This window comes from Salipaludibacillus sp. CF4.18 (genome assembly GCF_051262595.1).
GTDB classification, from domain to species: domain Bacteria; phylum Bacillota; class Bacilli; order Bacillales; family Salisediminibacteriaceae; genus Salipaludibacillus; species Salipaludibacillus neizhouensis.
This window is the reverse complement of record NZ_JBIMEV010000008.1, coordinates 24,572-42,674: the sequence shown is the minus strand read 5'-3', so window position 1 is coordinate 42,674 and position 18,103 is coordinate 24,572. Positions and strand designations below refer to the sequence as shown.

Below are 18,103 nucleotides of genomic sequence, written 5' to 3'. Positions count from 1 at the left end.
AAAGGAGGATATTCACCTTGGATATGATCAAAGTACAAAATTATCATGAAATGAGTATGAAAGCGGCGCAAATCGTTATTGACTCATTAAAAAATAAACAAATAAATGTCCTTGGTTTCGCAACTGGAGGCACACCAGAAGGTTTTTATAAATACTTCGTGCAAAACTTAAAGCAGGTACAACTCGCTTTAAAAGATTTGCATACGGTGAATTTAGACGAATATATTGGATTATCAGAAAATAACCCTAATAGCTATCATCACTATATGGAGAAACATTTATTTCAGTTTTTGAATCTTAAAAAAGACCAAACCCATCTTCCAAATGGAAATGCTGAAAATATTACTGGAGAATGCAAACGATATGAACAGTTAATACAAGATTTGGGAGGCATTAATTTACAATTACTTGGTGTCGGAAGTAATGGTCATATTGGTTTTAATGAGCCGGGAAGTTCCTTCCATGGTAGAACGCAAGTGGTAGATTTAGCTCCTTCAACAATCGAAGCAAATGCAAGGTATTTTACTGATGAAAAGGATGTTCCGAATAAGGCAATTACGATGGGGATTCAAACCATTATGGAAAGTAAAAGTATTTTGTTGCTCGCTTCAGGAGCAGAAAAGGCGGAAGCAATATATCAGTTAATGCATGGAGCTGTAAATGATAAGTTCCCGGTGACCATTTTACAAAAACATCCTAGTTTGATAATAATAGCTGATCAAGAGGCAAGAAGTTTGCTGTGAAATATTTCGAGGAATTTTTCCAAATTTCACCCATATTTTGTCGATCTATAGTAATATAGAAATAGATTACTATTATAGTATAAGCAGGTGATAGAGTGAAATTCGTGTCATTAACGTTTATATTTCTTTCTCTAATTACGTTTAAGCAATGTGGTGGAGCTTCTGAACATGAAGATATAGATTTGAATATCAATCCGGTTTATTCAGGGGGGAGCCTCTCGGCAACGCCATATATTGTTTATGAGGGAGTGGACCCAACTACGTTCCAGTTTGGCAGTAGTATTGCTTGGATTGAAAAAATAACCTTAGATGATGAGGTCCTTTATGAATACGAAGGAGAGGACGTAGATGTAGATCAACAAACAACCTTGGAAGAAGACGGTGAAAGAACAGGTTTCACTGTTGAAGTCGACACTGACCCAGGAAGTTTTGACGTTCATATGGTATCGGAATTCATGGTTGAGACTGAGGATGGAGAGCTTCAAGAGTTCCGTCATCAAACAATTCGGACAGTTGAGGTTAAAGATGAGGAAGAGTAGTGATTTACAATACTGCTAATTCATTTGCAGTAATTGATAAATCGATATTAAAATCAAAATGCTGTCTCTTAAGGTTTTTTAAAACCTTTACGGGACAGCATTTTAAGTTTATTTTTACCATAATTTATAAAGTTATCGGTTTTTTGGAGATTGTTTTTTTCTACGAACGGAGAGGCTAGAATTTGCTCTAGGGGGACGCTTTCCGCGTAGCACCTACAAAAGTAGCACGTTGAAAACGAGAGCATAGGCGAGGATGAAGGAGATTAGAAGTCGAAAAAAGAGGTAGGTGCTACCGTCGTAGCACCTACAAAAGTAGCACGTTGAAAACAAGAGCAAAGGCGAGAATGAAGGAGATTGGAAGTCTAGAAAAGAGGTAGGTGCTACCGTCGTAGCACCTACCAAAGTAGCACGTTGAAAACAAGAGCAAAGGCGAGAATGAAGGAGATTAGAAGTCGAAAAAAAGGTAGGTGCTCCTGCGGTTACTCGTCGCAGAAAACATTGCTACCGTCGTAGCACCTACAAAAGTAGCACGTTGAAAACGAGAGAAAAGGCGAGGATGAAGGAGATTAGAAATCGAAAAAAGAGGTAGGTGTTACCGTCGTAGCAGGTCGAAAACGAGAGCAAAAACGAAAAATTCATGGAGACTCCTTTGGAAAAATGATCCAAGCAAGAACCCGCAGAGCGTCAGTTTGTTCGAGGAGGCTCGCCGATCATCCACGGAAAGGGAGTGGTAATTTTTTCTAACATCCATGATAACCGAGTAACAAATACAAAAGACGATACACTTTTCTCATAGGAGACCTCATTATTTTGATTTATGCAAAAATCCTTCAGCGAAGTTTCTCACTGAAGGTAAAAATAGTTGTTTAATAAAGGACTATTTGATGATCATTATTCAAGTAGGCTTTTATATTTGTCTTGGTATCAGTTAGTTTAAGTTGCTTCTGTCCTATCCTCAAAAAAACATCCGTATAAGCCTGTTTTATTTCAATTGTTTGATCTTCTGGAACTTCTATCACTGTTTTCACTCCGGATTCAGAGCCGGCATTCTCAATCCGTACACCTTTTTTCCCGAAAATATAACCCCCCATTAGTTTCCCTTTTATCGTGACTTCGCCGTCAGCATGGATCTTTGAATGAATAGAGCCCTTTCCGGCAATTTGGACATCCCCGTTACAATGTATATCACTATTCATTGTATATAAAAGTTTAATAGTTGAGACTGAATTGGAGGGACTTTGACAAATGTCCAATAGTTCGTATACTTCATCACTAAACGTTTCAAGATCGGATAGGTTATTAAATGCATTAGTGTGATAGACGAGTAACCCTTTATAAATTTTACCGGCAAAGGTTTGCCAACGCCGATCGAGTAAGTTTTGTTTATCGTTGATTAAAGAGATCATCGCTTTACACTTTAAAGAAAAGTCTTTAAATTTTGTTTCCATTAATACTCGAATGGCAGGACCTAATCCTTGACTGTTGGGTTTTATTTGTTGGTAGTGTGGTGATTTGACCAGCTGTTTTAACATCGTTTGAAATTGATGAAACTCCAGAATAAATGGCTCCAATTGTGTGTACATTTGATCAAATACAAGGCTGTTTTTTCCCGCGATTAAAGAACTAGATATGGCATTCCCGGCTACGGTAATGGAGTTCCTCGTCTGAATTATGCTGTGAAGGACACTTCTGTGAATAAACGCAGATCCTTCTGCATCCACCGTCATCTGTTCATTTACGTGCCCTGTTATTTCTACATCGCCCACAAAATGAATGTTTCCGTGTTCTAGATTTAAGTCTCCGTGATGTAAAAGTTTGGGTAATACAGATACTCGAACTAATTGACCGAGTTTCTCGATTTTTGGACGACCATTCTCCGTACTAATCAGTTTATTCTCTTCTTCTAGATAAGAGACGCCACTGCCAACTTTCAGCGTAACTGCTTTACCCGGCTTCGCTTTCATAACATCGCCATAGATTGTGATACCATCTTCGCCACCAGTGGGCTCGTCAACAGTACCTAAAAGTTGCCCTTCTTCGATGGAGGGAATGTAAATGGATTCTCTAAAATCCATCGTTCCATCCACATTTTCAGCAAAATTTAATTTCTTTTCCTTTGTATCAATAGTGAAATTAACCTCACCGTGCTTACCGTGCTTTGGTAGAAGTCCTTCGGCAATGACGAAGGTTTTTTCCTCCAGCGTAGAGCATGCTTCTTTAATTTTATTAGTTTCAATGCCATGAATGACTTTCATTTTGGCTAATTGTTCAAATACATCTTCTTCCATCAATTGATTATTCGGTTGCTTTCTTTCTTTTGGCAGTAAAGTTATCTTTTCATTGGGTGGATGATCCGGTATATAAGGAATCAAATAATATCCGGGCTTAATAGAAAGGATGACAGTCTGTGTCTCTTGATTAACCTTAAGAGACCAAGCTGTTTCTACAGTTTTTGGGGTTAATTCAAATGTAATGGAATCACCTTGTGAGAGAAAGGTTTTCTCTTTAATGATTTCCCCGTTTTTCTTCACTTGAAGTGATTCTGTCGGCTCTATGATTGGTTTTGCAGTATCTGAATCTTTAAAATACAAGTTTCCATCTTTAATCCATGCTTTTCCAAGTAGATTCACTTGTGAAATGTTAGCGGTGGCGTGAGTGCTAGGAGTGCTTTGGTCATGGATTTCTTGTTTAAGCAGCTCTTCCCAGTTCAATTCCTTTTCTGGTATTTCTGAATTTTTTTCTTTAATGACTACTTCTATTTTCACTTTTGATTTACTGAGTCCAAATAAACGATTGGAACCGGAATCTATTACTTTGATTTCTACATCATCTTCTTGTAATTGAAGTTCGTAGAGAGCCTTTTTAACAACGGAATCTCTATTTTTCCCTTGAAATACTAATGATTGAGTCAAGGTTATCACCGCCTCTTTCCATATTATTATGGTTAAGAAACAGGGATTATCCTGTTTCGGTAGCTCAGCCATCATAAGACATACATTTATATTAGTCCGTTAGATCTGTAGCTTTGCGTCTCTATTTTTCAATAGATTTGCCGTTATCGTCAGTCTTTTGTTTAAAGGTGTTAAATTCAAATTGGTAAATAACGTCTAATTACTTTTATTATAAACTTAAATAAGATCTAAATATATATTTTTTTGAAAACATAAAATAATCAATACTACGACCCCACCCCCCGTTTAATTATCAACAATTAATTTGATATTGAGAAATGCTTTATGCGATGATAATGAAAGAGAAGATGAAAGGTTGCGTTCGGGATGATGCAAAAACATGGATGGGTGGTTCTTTCTGTTTTTCTTGGTGGATCTTTAGGGACATTGTTAAGATATTTGATAAATATGCAAACGACGACCCTCCTGTTTCCTGTAGGAACGATTATTGAAAATATCATAGGCAGTTTATTGTTAGGGACATTAACAGGATGGACACTTGTGAAGGTAATCGTACCTGTTTTGAAAGAAGGGATTGGTGTTGGTTTTTGTGGGGGGTTTACGACGATGTCGACCTTAGCGGCAGATGCTGTGCTCTTAGGCGGGACCGATTCAATGGGATCATTGGCGACTTATCTTCTCATATCACTATTCGGCGGGATGTTTGTTGCCGCTATTGGATTGATGATAGGGCAGTACCTTGCTAATAGAAGTGTTAAGAAGGAATCGAGGGAATGGTCATGAACATCCTGCTTGTTGCATTAGGAGGTGGACTAGGCGCCTCATGCAGGTATTTGCTTGGAGCGTGGGTGAAGTCGCACCTAAAACAGAGAAGTATACCAACAGCGATGCTTATGGTGAATATACTCGGCTCCTTATTTCTTGGTCTATTTTTCGGAGGGGTATATCAGGAAGTTCCTCAGATAGTTTATGATGATCTTCCTTTCTTAGTTTTCGCAGTTGGATTCTGCGGAGCATTCACGACATTTTCAACGTTTAGTGTAGAAGCCGTGACCTTATTACAGAAACAAAAAAAGCGAGAGTTTATTACATATGTAAGTTTATCCATAGGAGGAGCTATGATTGCTTTTCTGATTGGAATGTTTCTGGGCAGTCAGGTGATGAAGTTCATTTAAATGAAAAAGGGCACTCAAGTGAAATTCATTTGAGTGCCCTTTTTAATACTCTTAGCTTAATATCATACTCCATTTCATTAGTATGCTTATTTCTTACTATCAGGATTATCTTTGTGTGAATCTTTTACAGTTTTCTTTTCTTCCGAAGGAGAAAAGTCGTCAGATAATTGATCGCCAAGATCCTTTCGAAGATCTTGATAAATTTTTTCTTTAAATTCCTCGTACACCTCGTTTTTAATATCATCATATACTTCATCTTTAACCTGGTCGTATACTTCGGTTTTAATATCTTTATATGCCTCTTCTCTGAAATCATCGTACACTTCATCTTTTACCTGTTCATAAATGTCGTCTTTCATATCGCCGTACGCTTCTTCTTTGAAGTTATCATAGATATTTTCTTGCATTCCGCCATAGACTTCATCTTTTACTTGGCGAGTATGACGTTTGTTCTTTAGAATTTTGTCCGCTTTTAAATCTTGTCCCATCATAATCAGGAGTGAGAAAATCATCACAATCATGATGAGAGCGAATGGCAGAGCTGCGACAATGGAGGCGGTCTGTAAGCCCTCCAATCCACCGCTGATTAAAAGAACACTTGCAGTACCAGCGATCAAAAAGCCCCAAATAACTTTAACGGATAGCTTAGGACTTAGACTGCCACCGCTTGTCATTGCACCTAAAACATAAGAGGCAGAATCGGCAGAAGTAATAAAGAAAACGAGAATTAGTAATACAGCTAAAGTACTCATAATTCCACTGAAAGGCAGTCCGCTAAGCGTTGCAAACAATGCCACTTCAACTTCGTTCGTGACTAAATCACCAATTTGTTCATTTCCATTTAATATCATATCTAAAGCTGTTCCGCCAAAAACTGTGAACCATAGTGCTGCTAATAAAGAAGGAACAATTAATACGCCTCCAATGAATTCTCGGATGGTTCGGCCACGAGAAATTCTTGCGATAAAAATACCCATAAATGGAGCCCATGAAATGTGCCAGGCCCAGAAGAAAATAGTGTTGCTTCCCAACCATTCACCATCTCCAAACGGGTTTAAGTCTAAACTCATTTGGGTGACGTTAGTAATATAGCTGCCGATGGTAGTCACAAAATTTTGTGCTATAAAAAGAGTTGGACCAAATACAAGCACAAAAACTAGCAAAATTGCTGCCACGGTTAAGTTAAGGGTGCTCAAAATCTTAATTCCTTTGTTAACTCCGGTTGCAGCTGAAAAGATAAATAAAACGGTAACAATTGCAATAACCGTAAATTGAGTTGTAGAGTTGTTTGGGATCCAGTCAACAAGATAGGATAGACCCCCGGTAATTTGCATCGCACTTAGCCCAAATGTCGTAGCAACACCGGTAGCAGTTGCCAGAACAGCCAATGTATCGATTGCTTTTCCGAAAGGACCGTGTGCTTTATCACCTAAAATAGGCTGGAAAGCAGAACTTATTAATGCCGGTTGATCCTTTCTATATTGTACATAAGCTAACGTCAAAGCTACGAGCGAGAAGATAGCCCACGGATGTAATGCCCAGTGGAAAACTCCGTATCGCAGACCTGCGGCGGCTCTAACCCCTTCAGACGCACCAACGTAGTCTGGATGTGGATCGAAGAAATAGAGAACAGGTTCTGCCACGCCCCAGAAAACGAAACCAACACCAATTCCAGCAGAAAAGAGCATGCCAAGCCATGTTAAAAACTTATACTCTGGTTTTTCATGTGGTTTCCCTAATTTAAGTTTTCCGAAAGGGCTGACTGCCAAGAATAAAACGAAAGCGATAAAAAAGGCAGTCGATAGCATGTAGAACCACCCAAAATTATCGAGAGTAAGACCTAATGCTATCCCTGAAAGGTTTTCTAGAGATTCAGGTCCAAAAAATCCCCATAGTACAAAAAGGAAAACTAGTGGTGCAGAAATATAGAAAACAATATTGGGTTTTTTTGTTTCATACTCATAATTTTTCATGTAGTAGTGTCATCCATGATAGCGGACGACCCCCTTTCTTAGTGTAAATCTAATTTTAAAAATCCAAATAAATGCAAAGGAAGGACATTGGTGCCATGATAGTTACTTTTTCCCCTTTTGTCTAGTATTTGAAACTAAAGTCACGATGTTTGCTAAACAATATAGCTACAATGTATTATTGTAAAAGATTGCAATTTAAATAATGTAATGATTAGGAGTGAGAAAATGTCTGAGATAAATGAAACAGCTTCCATTGAGGATTTTATGAAATTAGATATGAGAGTGGGAACGATCATCGAATCAAGTTCTTTTAGAGAGGCTAGAGTACCAGCAATTAAACTGAGAATTGATTTCGGGGAAGATTTAGGGATTAAACAGTCGAGTGCTCAAATTACAAAGCGTTATGAGCCGGAAGACTTGGTAGGCCGACAAGTGGTGGCTGTCGTGAACTTTCCGCCACGGAGAATTGCAGGTTATGCTTCAGAAGTGCTAGTCATAGGTGGAACGCCTGAAAAAGGCGATGTTGTATTATTAAATATTGATGAAGAAGTTCCGAATGGAACGACGATTAGCTAAAAAACAAATGAGGTTGTGTTAAAGAGGTATACAATACCTCTTTAACACAACCTTTTAATATATAAAATGGGCAGCTACCTCCACACGCAAGTATCAAGGGAAACCCACCCTTGATACTTGCGGTGGAAGCTGACGCTGTATTTAATAAAAGACGGCTATGCCGTTTTTCTTAGGATGATACCGTTATTCCATCGTTATTGTGAATCTTTCTTCTCCGACAAACTCCCCACCAACAAAAATTTCAACCCGATAGTTGCCAACTTTAGTGGCAGGATTTTGTGCATCAATGACATCCAACGAGATACGATTAGAAGAAAATTTCTTAGACTCGCGATCGCGAAGGCTTTCCCATTCGTCCGGTTCTTCCGGATCTTGGAATAAAAGGGAGACTCGAAATGTCTGATTGTTAACAGGCTCTTCTCCAATGTAAAAAAGGTTAATTCGTGCGTCATACTTTTTGAAAACCGGAGAAGTAACGATGTCTCCATTGTACTCAGGCGTTTTTTCATTATTATTGTTATCGGAATAGATGTAAATCCCCGGATCTAGTTCACTTTCAAAAGACCATTCAGATAATGCTTGAACAGGTAAAATCAAGAGAAATATTACAATTACCGGCGTCACTATTGCACTAATCCATGATGTTCCTTTCTTCGCAAATAGAGGAACTGCAGGTTTCGTTTTTTCCGTATCAGAATTAGTAAGTTGAATCAGCTTCAAGACCCTTCTCGTAAAAAAAGCATTGCCTTTTAGACCAAAAAAGAAATGTGTCAATATAGGAAGCAAAAAAGTTATTTCACTATAAAAACTAATAGCCGATAAAAGAGTTAATTCGGCGACAATAAAAATAAAATAGAGTAGAGTCCATCCGTACATATAGCGGTACGCTAGCCAAAAGGGTGGAATGATAAAAGCGGGCCAATTCCATCCTGCATAGTTATTGGGTTTTTTATGTTTTTTCCATTTTTTATCATAGTATTCATGATTATTCTTTACAATCTCATAAATAGGGGGGGATTGAGTCGTTAAATAGCTAGAGGATTGATCCTTGTTCATTGTAAATTCTCCTTCTTAAACAGCTTGGGTACTATTTTATCATGAATTAGCAGAAAAATAGCATAGGGAAGCATTATTAACAAAGATATCACAGATTAAAAGTTAGAGAAGAAAGTCTCAGTTATTATTTGATAAAATAGAAGGAGAGCGTCTAAGGGGTGGTCAATTGAAATTTATATATCCATTTTTATTTGTAGTATTGGTAGTTAGTGTTACCGGTTGTGAGTCAGAAAATGATTCTAATCCGGACAGCAGCAGTGATAATTTTCCTTTTCAATTTGTATCAGACAGCTTTCAATATGAAGGTTTTAACTATCCGGATGATTGGGATGCGGTGGCTGTATCATCTTATGTAGAAATGTCAGACGCTGATGATGAGAATGAGGGGAATCAAGGATTTTCCGAGGAACCTTATCGTTATCGTTTCGTATTCGGAAGAGAAGCCAATACAAATGAAGTACCCACAGAGGAAATAGATGCATTTAATGAAAAAAGTACAAAGGAACAGAAAACGATTCGACAGCACTATTATCATACCTATCATGAACACTATGCCACATTGCATATCAGTTCAGATAGTTTTCTTAAAAACCTGTCAGATCTGGAAGGTGTAGATACATTGGAAGTAAATAAACATGAAGTTTTGGTTATGAATCAACAAAATGAGTGGGTGATAAACGCTCAAATAAATAATGCTTATTATGAATTGCTTGTGAAAAACGAAGCGGTAGTGACTGATAAAGAAGACTTACAAGAGCTACTTAAAATTATATTGCCATAGATATTAAAGGGGATGGGGGACAGTCCCCCCCATTTTTTAGGTGAAACAATCAAACTTTCGTTTGACCGTTTTAAGGAAATAGCATACACTATAATCAAATGGTCGTTTGAATAAGGTTGGAAAATTGGAGGGATTACGAATGGCAGAAGATACTTGCAGTGTGTATTCGTTTGATAAAGCTAAGGTTGCCTCACTTCATAAACAGTTAAATGATGAATTTATCATAGGAACGAGTCAGATTTTTAAAATTCTAGCGGATGAAACTCGCTTAAAGATTGCTTATGCATTAACGAAAGAAGAAGAATTATGTGTATGTGATATTGCTAATGTTATCGGGGCATCTACCGCTACAGCATCTCACCATTTGCGTACACTAAAGAAACAAGGATTGGCTCAGTATCGTAAGGTAGGAAAGCTGGCATTTTACCGATTGGATGATCATCACGTTAAAGCGCTTATACAATTAGCCTTTGAACATCAGAAGGAAGGTAAAGCTGATGGAAACAACAACTAAAACGGATCAAGAGATGTTTAAAGTGAAAGGCATGACTTGCACAGGTTGTGCAGCTAGGTTTGAAAAAAATGTCAAACAGATACCTGGAGTGAAAGAAGCGAATGTAAATTTCACTTCTGAGAAACTTATCATCGAAGGCCATGCGAGCATACAGGAATTAGAAAAGGCAGGAGCCTTTGAGAATGTGAAAGTTTATCATGAAAATGATGAGCTTCCTACGGAGGAGGATCAGCCTTTTTTTCAGAAGCATACATGGATTCAAGTGATTATTGCTAGCTTGTTTGTACTAGCAGGTTGGATCTCTCATTTTTATATCGGAGAGCAGGCGCTCGTTACGATTGGACTCTTTTTAAGTGGTATGGTCATCGGTGGGTATTCGATGTTTTGGCAAGGAATCAAAAATCTAACGAAGTTTGTGTTCGATATGAAAACGTTGATGACAATTGCGATTATTGGTGCCGCTCTCATTGGGGAGTGGGGAGAAGGAGCTCTAGTCGTCGTGTTGTTTGCAATAAGTGAAGCGCTCGAAAGCTATTCAATGGATCGGGCACGAAAATCCATTCGCTCCCTTGTTGAAACTAGTCCACGAAATGCAACGGTTAATAGACTTGGGAATAAAATGGTTGTTCCAGTAGACGAAATAGACATAGGAGAGGAGATCATTATCCGCCCGGGTGAGAAAATTCCCTTGGATGGAACTGTTACAAAAGGTCTTACTTCAGTAAACCAAGCTGCGATTACAGGGGAAAGTATTCCTGTTGGAAAAGGGGAAGGTGACTCGGTATTTGCCGGGACATTGAACGAGGAGGGGCTTCTTTCCGTAAAGGTGACGAAGCTGGTCAAAGACACGACACTTGCAAAGATCATTCAGCTCGTAGAAGAGGCTCAAGGTGAGAGAGCTCCTGCACAGCAATTTATCGATCGATTCGCTGCATATTATACACCTGCCATTATGATTCTAGCGTTCATTGTCATGGTAGGGCCGCCATTGCTCGCGGGAGGCGTATGGAGTGAATGGATCTATTTAGGACTTGCAACACTGGTTGTTGGTTGTCCTTGTGCCCTTGTCATATCTACTCCGGTAGCTATCGTTACAGCCATTGGCAGCAATGCGAAACAAGGTATTCTAATCAGGGGTGGCATTCATTTAGAACAAGCAGGTCATATAGAAGTGATTTCGTTTGATAAAACAGGTACGCTAACGAAAGGCACTCCAGAGGTAACTGACTTTCTTTCGATGGACGATGTTTCTGAAAAGGAATTAATTCCGTATATATATTCAATTGAAGAGTATTCCACCCATCCTTTGGCGAAAACATTAGTTGCTTATGCGAAAAAAAATGGTGGCGATTTGGATTCCCAGAGAAACGTTACTGATTCCAAAGCTCTTACAGGTAAAGGGATGTCTGCAAAAATTGATGGCGTCTATTATTACGTGGCTAGTCCCTCTTACGTGAGAAGTTACTACTCTAGTAATCTATCAGAGAAATTTAATGAGATGGTAGAAGATCTTCAGAAGCAAGGGAAAACAGTGGTCATTTTAGGTAATGAATCTAGGATATTAGCAATACTTGCTTTACGTGACGAGGTTAGACCTGAAGCCAAGCATGCGATCCAACAGTTAAAGAAACTGGGAATAAAGGAAATCGTGATGCTGACGGGTGATCAACGTTATACAGCAGAAGCAATTGGAAGAGAAGCAGGGGTAACCCGCGTAGAATCAGAATTGCTTCCTGAAGAGAAACTTGCATTCATCAAACAAACGAGAATTTCAGGCAAGAACGTTGCAATGGTTGGTGACGGCATGAATGATGCCCCGGCATTAGCACAGGCAAATGTCGGTATTGCAATGGGTGGAGGAGGAACGGATACAGCAATTGAAACAGCAGATATTGCTTTAATGGGGGATGAATTAAATAAACTGCCTATACTCATCGAAACGAGTCGCAGGACATTGAGGATCGTCAAACAAAACATTGCATTTGCACTTGGATTAAAAGTATTAGCACTAATTCTCGTCCCTTTCGGTTGGCTGACGCTGTGGATTGCTATTATAGCCGACATGGGAGCAACACTTCTAGTTACATTTAATAGTTTGAGACTTATCAAAATAAAAGATAAGAGTAATAAAAAGTAATAAAAAGTAATAAAAAGAGGATGTCTGAAGGTCAGTAAAGACCAATGGACATCCTCTTCTAATGCAATGAGTGAAGCTTACGCCTTCGTTCCTTGGAGTTTCTTTATTACTTAAGAGTCCTATTCATTCATTAACTCATAGTCTTCAGGGTTCTGGGCTGAGATTGGATTAGATAGATCCATGTGGCCTAATAATTCTCCGACCTCTTCACCGTCAATAAGTATCATGGTGCTGTTGTAGCCGAATTGATTCATCATTAGAGCTACGTGCTGAGTAAACATTAATTCACCGCTTGAGCCAAGATTGGTCGTTTCGATATCTTGTGAAAAAGAAACATAGGCAACATCGTCCTTGAATTCTACAGATTGCACAGTCACACCTTCAGGCAATAATTTAACTAAACCATCTTGTGAGGGGCCTGCAAGCCAAAGATTCATAGCTTCCTCTGCGCCGGATTCATCCATTGAAACGGATGTCCCAGAGTTAACGCGGAACGTTTCTAACAATTGATCATCAGAGAAAAATAGTGTAACAGAATCAAGTGTAGTTGTTTCTTCCGTATTACTGTTTTCATCCTCTGCAGTGTTAATGTCCGCTTCGTCATTTGTACTATCGTTCATGGTGTTCTCTTCTACTTCAGGTTCATTTTCTTCCACTTCAGGTTCATTTTCTTCAACATTGTTATTTGATTCGCTCGCATTTATATTTCCTTCGTCTTCGTCTAAGACTTCCTCTTCAGTTGTTGCATCGTTCACCGCTTCATTTTCTTCTGCACTATTTTCAGTATTCATTGTATTGTTTTCTCCTGAGACATTATTTGTGTCTCCAGCAGCATTCTCACTTGTTCCACAAGCAGCTAATAATAGAAGAAGACTAAAGACTAAAAGTATTTTACTAACATTTTTCATTTGTACCCCTACCTTCAAATTTAATAGTTATAGTTCGTTCAATTCATTAGACGACACTTAGAATAAAAGGTTACAACAAAATCTGCGTTATTTTGCCAATTTCAATATAACAGAAAATCAACAGTACAGACAACTGAATGTTATATAGTTAAAAAGATAGTTACAAACTTTTTATCGAAATGATGCTTTTGGGGTATGTTAAGAATTTTTACCAATCTAAGTCCAGGGGCGTAGAAGATATATTTCTTAAGTCGCTTACGGAAAAAGAATTCACCCATTACAATAGAGAAAAGATGAGAAAAGGGAGAGGGACGATATCACAAAAATAGGGCGACGAACGTTAGGCTTATGTCTCTTAATGTTAGGAGTGATTTTGTTAGCGAGTCAAATCCTGGCGATCTCATTTAATTCTTTGTTTGCTTACGTATGGCCTATCTTAGTAGTAGGGTTACTTATTGAAGGTCTAATTTATTATCGGAATAAAGAGCCTGATCAAAAGGTGCGTTTCGATAAATTTTCGAACATTTTATTACTGGTAGTATTGCTTGCCAGCAGCGGTGTGGAGAAGAGCTTAGAGGCTTCGAGCGGGTTTTCGTTTCTTGAATGGTCAGGTGTAACAGGGACTACGGCTTCAATCGAAGAAGAATATGATTTAGGGGGAAGTGTTGAAATAATTAAAATAAACGGCCCGAATGCTTCGGTTAAAGTGATGGGAACGGATGAAGATGAGATTTCGGTGTCAGGTACAATACAGGCAGATGAAGATGATGAAGACGATGTAAAGGAAGTTTATGAAGAAGTGCGTGAAATTACTAGAACGGATAATTCGTTTGAATACAGTATTGATCAAAAAGAGTTATCTTGGTTTTCATTCAGTGAAAACATGAAAGCGAATTTAGTGATTGAAGTGCCTAAAGATAAACGGGTCCATATTGATGTTACAAATGGTGGAGTTGAAGTTACTAATATAGCAGAAAATATCAATGTCCAAACCACGAATGGAGCAGTCACAGTGGTTAACATAGCTAAGGATGCTAAAGTTCAATCTACAAATGGCCGCATTATTTTAGAAGGTATTGGTGGAGCAGCAAATCTTCATACGACAAATGGAACAATTGAAGTAGAAGGCGATCAGGTACTCGGAAACTGGGATTTAAAGACAACAAACGGTAATATCAGAATTGGAGCGGCTGAAGAAAGTGATTTTTATTTCGAAGGAAAAACGACAAATGGAAAAGTTGATGGAGATTTACAAATGGAAAGAGAAAAAGAAGGAGAGTTAGTAAGAGTAAAAACACAAGGATCCGCAATTCAAGGGGATGGCACACACGAGGTCAAAGCTAAAACAACGAACGGTACTATTTCTGTTTTCTTTTTAGAGTAAGCAAAAAAAAGCAAGACCGACGAAATACGTTGGTCTTGCTTTTTATGTTTATGATTAATTATTCTAAACCAGCAGTCCATTCTGATACGATTTCTTCATTTGCTTCAACCCATGCAGCTGCAGCATCTTCTGGAGATGTGCCTTCTTGCATGTCAAGCATTACAGCTTGCATATCTTCTGGAGTCCAGCTGAACTGATCCAATAGTGTGTAAGCGTTTGGAAGATCTTCTTCTAAACCTTCACGAACCATTGTTTTAATAACTTCAGCATCACCAAATGATCCTTCAGGGTCTTCAAGGTACTTTAAGTCATAAGAAGCGAATTTCCAGTGCGGAGTCCAACCAGTTACAACAATTGGCTCTTCGTTGTCAATTGCTTCACCTAATGCGGTAGCCATTGCACCACTAGAAGATGCTTGTACTGAAAAGTCTGCTAGGCCTTCATATGTTTCAACAGCACTTTCAGCTGCTTGAACAACACCAGCGCCAGGCTCAATTCCAGTGATTGTATTTCCTAATTCATCAGAAAAGTTAGCTAAGTCATCAATAGTTGTAGCATCCATGTATTCCGGAACAACTAAACCAATTTTAGCTCCTTCTAAGTTTTCACCTAGATCTACCACTTGATCTCCATATTCTTCAAACAAGTCGCCGTGTGTAGCAGGTAACCATGCTGCGACCATACCATCAGCTTCTCCAGTAGCAACTGAATCCCACATAATTGCGTTATCAATCGGGGTTACAGTAACATCATAACCTTGGTCTTCCAAAACTTTCGCTACAACGTGTGTAGATGCGATTTCTGAATCCCACTCCACGTATACTAATTCAATTTCTTTTCCTTCTCCAACTGCTCCAGCATCTGCATTCTCTTCTGTAGCATTACCTTCATTTTCTTCGGCTGTATTATTACCAACATTTGTAGTATTCGTGTCATTTTCATTTTCTCCACAGCCAGCTGCGAGTAATGATAGTGACAGTCCTGCTACTAATCCAAGACGTTTTTTGTTGAGTTTAAACATAATAATTAAATCCCCCTAGTTTTATTTTTATATATGGAACTTTTCAATTCATGAAAAGGAGCCAACTTAATTGGTGTTACATGTATTATTTTTTAGAGTTCACATTTTGTGTGAATCGATCGATAATGATAGCCAGGATAACTATTCCTAAACCAGCTACAAAACCGGGTCCTACTTGTGCACGTTGTAGAGCGGAAAGAACTTCTCTTCCTAAGCCGGGTGCACCGATCATCGATGCGATAACGACCATAGATAAGGCAAGCATAACCGTTTGATTTATCCCAGCCATAATCGTTGCTTTGGCCATTGGAAGCTCTACTTTAAATAACTTCTGTGCACCAGTACTACCAAACGCATCTGATGCTTCCACTAGTTCTGTTGGAACTTGTCGAATACCTAAATTAGTAAAACGAACGGTTGGTGGTGTCGCAAATATCAAGGATGCAAAAACACCGGGAACCATTCCTATTCCGAAGAAAGCAACAGCAGGAATTAAGTAAACAAAAGCAGGCATTGTTTGCATAAAATCAAGTATTGGCCGGATAATTGCATCTGCCGTTTTGCTTTTGGACATTAAAATTCCAAACGGAACGCCAATGATTATAGACAAGACACTAGCGAGTAAAACCAAAGTAATCGTAAAGGTTAAGTCTTCCCATAATCCTTGATTGTGCACGAGCCATAGGCCAAAGACTGAAAACGCTGCTAGCCCGTATTTTTTACCGGTGATAAAAAAGGCGCCTATTGCGACAATCAGAATGACTATGATGGGGGGAACACTAGCTAAAGCTTCCGCTGTCCATTCCATGAAATCCCCAAAATAAGTTTTAATTGGATCGAATAAAAAAGCAAATGTACTTGTTAACCATCCGACAAACCATGCTGTTCCTTCTGCAATAGGTATTCTTGGTATAAATTCTGTAAGATTATCAAGCATTTTCTGATTCCACCTCGCTATCATTAGCAAGAGCGGCAATGACCGCACCTCGAACAATAATTCCCACTAACCGTTCATTCTCTACAACTGCTACGGGTGTTGGGATATTGTGAATAATATTAAAAATTTCATGCATTGGTGTATCTCTTTCGACTTTAGGTATATCTGTTTTTAAAATGCCTTCTAACGTTTTAATCTCTTGTTTTCGAGCGATAGAAGCATCATCTGCTGTCACATAACCTTGGAAATTTCGTTTGCTGTCGATAACAAGAATGGTTGAAATACCTTCTTCTTTCATACGTTCCAATGCCACTCGCGGACCGTGTTTGTCGATATTAACTGTTTCAGGCCGTTTCATAATATGACTGGCTGTTAAGACCTTGGATCGATCAACATCCTCCACAAATCGTTCCACATAATCATTGGCCGGGTTTACTAAGATATCTTCCGGTGTACCTATTTGGACAATGGCTCCGTCCTTCATGATTGTAATTCGATCTCCTATACGAAGAGCCTCGTCTAAATCATGAGTAATGAAGATAATCGTTTTTTGCATTTTTTCTTGTAAATCAAGCAGCTCATCCTGCATATCTTTTCTGATAAGTGGGTCAAGTGCTGAGAAAGCCTCATCCATCAAGAGAACACTTGGATCATTTGCCAACGCTCGAGCAAGTCCAACGCGTTGTTGCATTCCACCTGATAGTTGATCGGGATATTGGTTTTCATATCCTTTTAAACCAACTAGCTCTAATGATTCAAATGCTTGTTTTCTTCGAGTCGTTGGATCTATCCCTTGTATTTCCAATCCATATTCAACATTTTCGATAATGGTTCTGAATGGGAATAGCCCAAACTTTTGGAAAACCATACTCATCTTTTTACGTCTAACTTCGCGCAAATCTTTATCATTCATTTGTGCTAAGTTTTCCCCGTCTATCCAAACCTTGCCGTCAGTAGGCTCGATTAAACGATTTAACAAGCGGACAAGTGTGGATTTACCACTTCCAGAAAGCCCCATAATAACAAAAATCTCGGCATCATTTACTTCAAAAGAAGCTTGATTTACACCAACGGTTAAACCCGTTTCTGCAAGAATATCATCCTTGCTTTTTCCTTGCTTTAAAAGCTCTAGCCCCTGTTTCGAACGTTTACCAAAAATCTTGGTTAAGCCTTCTACTTTAATATTTGCCAAATGTAGTCACCCCAAATTCATAATTACTTTTATTTATTAACACGAAAAAGTACTTGACTTCTCGCCAAGCAATACATAGCACACGGATATGTTTCGACCTTTTTAACTATAAAGGTTTAGGTAAATAAGATCAAACCGTATATACTATATATAAACTTCGAAAAGTACGTACAGTTAAAACTGTACAAAGGTTACACGACTGTAACGGCAAATTCCACAATAATCCTTTCTATAACACATGGATATGCTACTTTC

General features: G+C 38.6%; 16 protein-coding genes and 1 riboswitch. Of the genes, 9 read left to right on the top strand and 7 right to left on the bottom strand.

Features of this window, described 5'->3' with window-relative positions; all coding sequences use genetic code 11:
• Window positions 1–23 precede the first annotated feature (23 nt).
• A complete protein-coding gene (gene nagB / locus ACHABW_RS07560; RefSeq protein ID WP_435754831.1) occupies window positions 24–743 on the top strand; it encodes a glucosamine-6-phosphate deaminase in 720 nt (239 codons plus the stop codon).
• Between the two features lie 95 nt (window positions 744–838).
• Entirely contained in the window at window positions 839–1,282 is a 444-nt protein-coding gene (locus tag ACHABW_RS07555; protein ID WP_435754756.1) for a hypothetical protein, read from the top strand.
• An 866-nt stretch (window positions 1,283–2,148) separates the two neighbouring features.
• On the opposite strand, the gene ACHABW_RS07550 is transcribed toward ACHABW_RS07555, so the two are convergent.
• Window positions 2,149–4,194 (bottom strand): flagellar assembly protein A, encoded by a 2,046-nt coding sequence (locus ACHABW_RS07550; RefSeq protein WP_435754754.1) that lies wholly within the window; start codon window positions 4,192–4,194, stop codon window positions 2,149–2,151.
• Window positions 4,195–4,249: 55 nt separating this feature from the next.
• A riboswitch (cyclic di-GMP riboswitch) is annotated at window positions 4,250–4,346 on the bottom strand.
• Between the two features lie 214 nt (window positions 4,347–4,560).
• Between ACHABW_RS07550 and ACHABW_RS07545 the strand changes: the two genes are divergently transcribed.
• Both ACHABW_RS07545 and crcB read left to right on the top strand, forming a co-directional pair.
• Window positions 4,561–4,977: a fluoride efflux transporter FluC gene (locus ACHABW_RS07545; RefSeq protein WP_435754753.1), complete on the top strand. Its 417-nt coding sequence runs from the start codon at window positions 4,561–4,563 to the stop codon at window positions 4,975–4,977.
• Window positions 4,968–5,369 carry a fluoride efflux transporter CrcB gene (gene crcB, locus ACHABW_RS07540; protein ID WP_435754752.1) on the top strand — a complete coding sequence of 134 codons (402 nt, stop codon included), beginning with the start codon at window positions 4,968–4,970 and terminating at the stop codon, window positions 5,367–5,369. Before ACHABW_RS07545 ends, crcB begins: the two co-directional genes overlap by 10 nt.
• Window positions 5,370–5,455: 86 nt before the next feature.
• On the opposite strand, the gene ACHABW_RS07535 is transcribed toward crcB, so the two are convergent.
• Window positions 5,456–7,342, bottom strand: a complete 1,887-nt coding sequence (locus ACHABW_RS07535) for a BCCT family transporter (protein WP_435754751.1) — start codon at window positions 7,340–7,342, stop codon at window positions 5,456–5,458.
• 225 nt (window positions 7,343–7,567) lie between these two features.
• On the opposite strand from ACHABW_RS07535, the gene csaA reads away from it, so the two are divergent.
• Window positions 7,568–7,918, top strand: coding sequence for a chaperone CsaA (gene csaA, locus ACHABW_RS07530; RefSeq protein WP_435754750.1), 351 nt, complete (start codon window positions 7,568–7,570; stop codon window positions 7,916–7,918).
• Window positions 7,919–8,101: 183 nt separating this feature from the next.
• On the opposite strand, the gene ACHABW_RS07525 is transcribed toward csaA, so the two are convergent.
• Window positions 8,102–8,974 (bottom strand): DUF2628 domain-containing protein, encoded by an 873-nt coding sequence (locus ACHABW_RS07525; RefSeq protein WP_435754749.1) that lies wholly within the window; start codon window positions 8,972–8,974, stop codon window positions 8,102–8,104.
• Between the two features lie 166 nt (window positions 8,975–9,140).
• On the opposite strand from ACHABW_RS07525, the gene ACHABW_RS07520 reads away from it, so the two are divergent.
• From ACHABW_RS07520 to ACHABW_RS07510, 3 genes are all read left to right on the top strand, one after another.
• Entirely contained in the window at window positions 9,141–9,755 is a 615-nt protein-coding gene (locus ACHABW_RS07520; protein WP_435754748.1) for a hypothetical protein, read from the top strand.
• 139 nt (window positions 9,756–9,894) lie between these two features.
• Window positions 9,895–10,269 (top strand): ArsR/SmtB family transcription factor, encoded by a 375-nt coding sequence (locus ACHABW_RS07515; protein ID WP_110939309.1) that lies wholly within the window; start codon window positions 9,895–9,897, stop codon window positions 10,267–10,269.
• Window positions 10,253–12,406, top strand: a complete 2,154-nt coding sequence (locus ACHABW_RS07510; RefSeq protein WP_435754747.1) for a heavy metal translocating P-type ATPase — start codon at window positions 10,253–10,255, stop codon at window positions 12,404–12,406. The genes ACHABW_RS07515 and ACHABW_RS07510 overlap by 17 nt, the downstream gene beginning before the upstream one ends.
• A gap of 119 nt (window positions 12,407–12,525) precedes the next feature.
• Here ACHABW_RS07510 and ACHABW_RS07505 read toward each other — a convergent pair whose 3' ends face one another.
• On the bottom strand, window positions 12,526–13,314 hold the full coding sequence (locus ACHABW_RS07505; protein WP_435754745.1) for a GerMN domain-containing protein: 789 nt from the start codon (window positions 13,312–13,314) through the stop codon (window positions 12,526–12,528).
• 373 nt (window positions 13,315–13,687) lie between these two features.
• Between ACHABW_RS07505 and ACHABW_RS07500 the strand changes: the two genes are divergently transcribed.
• Window positions 13,688–14,698, top strand: coding sequence for a DUF4097 family beta strand repeat-containing protein (locus tag ACHABW_RS07500; protein WP_435754744.1), 1,011 nt, complete (start codon window positions 13,688–13,690; stop codon window positions 14,696–14,698).
• A gap of 58 nt (window positions 14,699–14,756) precedes the next feature.
• On the opposite strand, the gene ACHABW_RS07495 is transcribed toward ACHABW_RS07500, so the two are convergent.
• The 3 genes from ACHABW_RS07495 to ACHABW_RS07485 all read right to left on the bottom strand — a co-directional run bounded on the left by ACHABW_RS07495 (window position 14,757) and on the right by ACHABW_RS07485 (window position 17,848).
• The gene (locus ACHABW_RS07495; RefSeq protein WP_435754743.1) at window positions 14,757–15,719 is read right to left on the bottom strand and encodes a glycine betaine ABC transporter substrate-binding protein; all 963 of its coding nucleotides are present in this window, start codon (window positions 15,717–15,719) and stop codon (window positions 14,757–14,759) included.
• 85 nt (window positions 15,720–15,804) lie between these two features.
• Window positions 15,805–16,656, bottom strand: a complete 852-nt coding sequence (locus tag ACHABW_RS07490; RefSeq protein ID WP_435754742.1) for an ABC transporter permease — start codon at window positions 16,654–16,656, stop codon at window positions 15,805–15,807.
• Window positions 16,649–17,848 (bottom strand): quaternary amine ABC transporter ATP-binding protein, encoded by a 1,200-nt coding sequence (locus tag ACHABW_RS07485; protein ID WP_435754741.1) that lies wholly within the window; start codon window positions 17,846–17,848, stop codon window positions 16,649–16,651. Before ACHABW_RS07485 ends, ACHABW_RS07490 begins: the two co-directional genes overlap by 8 nt.
• Window positions 17,849–18,103: the final 255 nt, after the last annotated feature.

Excerpts from the sequence above, each read along its gene's own strand:
- csaA (WP_435754750.1), top strand. The coding sequence starts at position 7,568 with ATGTCTGAGATAAATGAAACAGCTTCCATTGAGGATTTTATGAAATTA.
- ACHABW_RS07525 (WP_435754749.1), bottom strand. The coding sequence starts at position 8,974 with ATGAACAAGGATCAATCCTCTAGCTATTTAACGACTCAATCCCCCCCT.
- ACHABW_RS07515 (WP_110939309.1), top strand. The coding sequence starts at position 9,895 with ATGGCAGAAGATACTTGCAGTGTGTATTCGTTTGATAAAGCTAAGGTT.
- crcB (WP_435754752.1), top strand. The coding sequence starts at position 4,968 with ATGGTCATGAACATCCTGCTTGTTGCATTAGGAGGTGGACTAGGCGCC.
- ACHABW_RS07545 (WP_435754753.1), top strand. The coding sequence starts at position 4,561 with ATGATGCAAAAACATGGATGGGTGGTTCTTTCTGTTTTTCTTGGTGGA.
- ACHABW_RS07535 (WP_435754751.1), bottom strand. The coding sequence starts at position 7,342 with ATGAAAAATTATGAGTATGAAACAAAAAAACCCAATATTGTTTTCTAT.
- ACHABW_RS07510 (WP_435754747.1), top strand. The coding sequence starts at position 10,253 with ATGGAAACAACAACTAAAACGGATCAAGAGATGTTTAAAGTGAAAGGC.
- ACHABW_RS07495 (WP_435754743.1), bottom strand. The coding sequence starts at position 15,719 with ATGTTTAAACTCAACAAAAAACGTCTTGGATTAGTAGCAGGACTGTCA.
- nagB (WP_435754831.1), top strand. The coding sequence starts at position 24 with ATGATCAAAGTACAAAATTATCATGAAATGAGTATGAAAGCGGCGCAA.
- ACHABW_RS07490 (WP_435754742.1), bottom strand. The coding sequence starts at position 16,656 with ATGCTTGATAATCTTACAGAATTTATACCAAGAATACCTATTGCAGAA.
- ACHABW_RS07505 (WP_435754745.1), bottom strand. The coding sequence starts at position 13,314 with ATGAAAAATGTTAGTAAAATACTTTTAGTCTTTAGTCTTCTTCTATTA.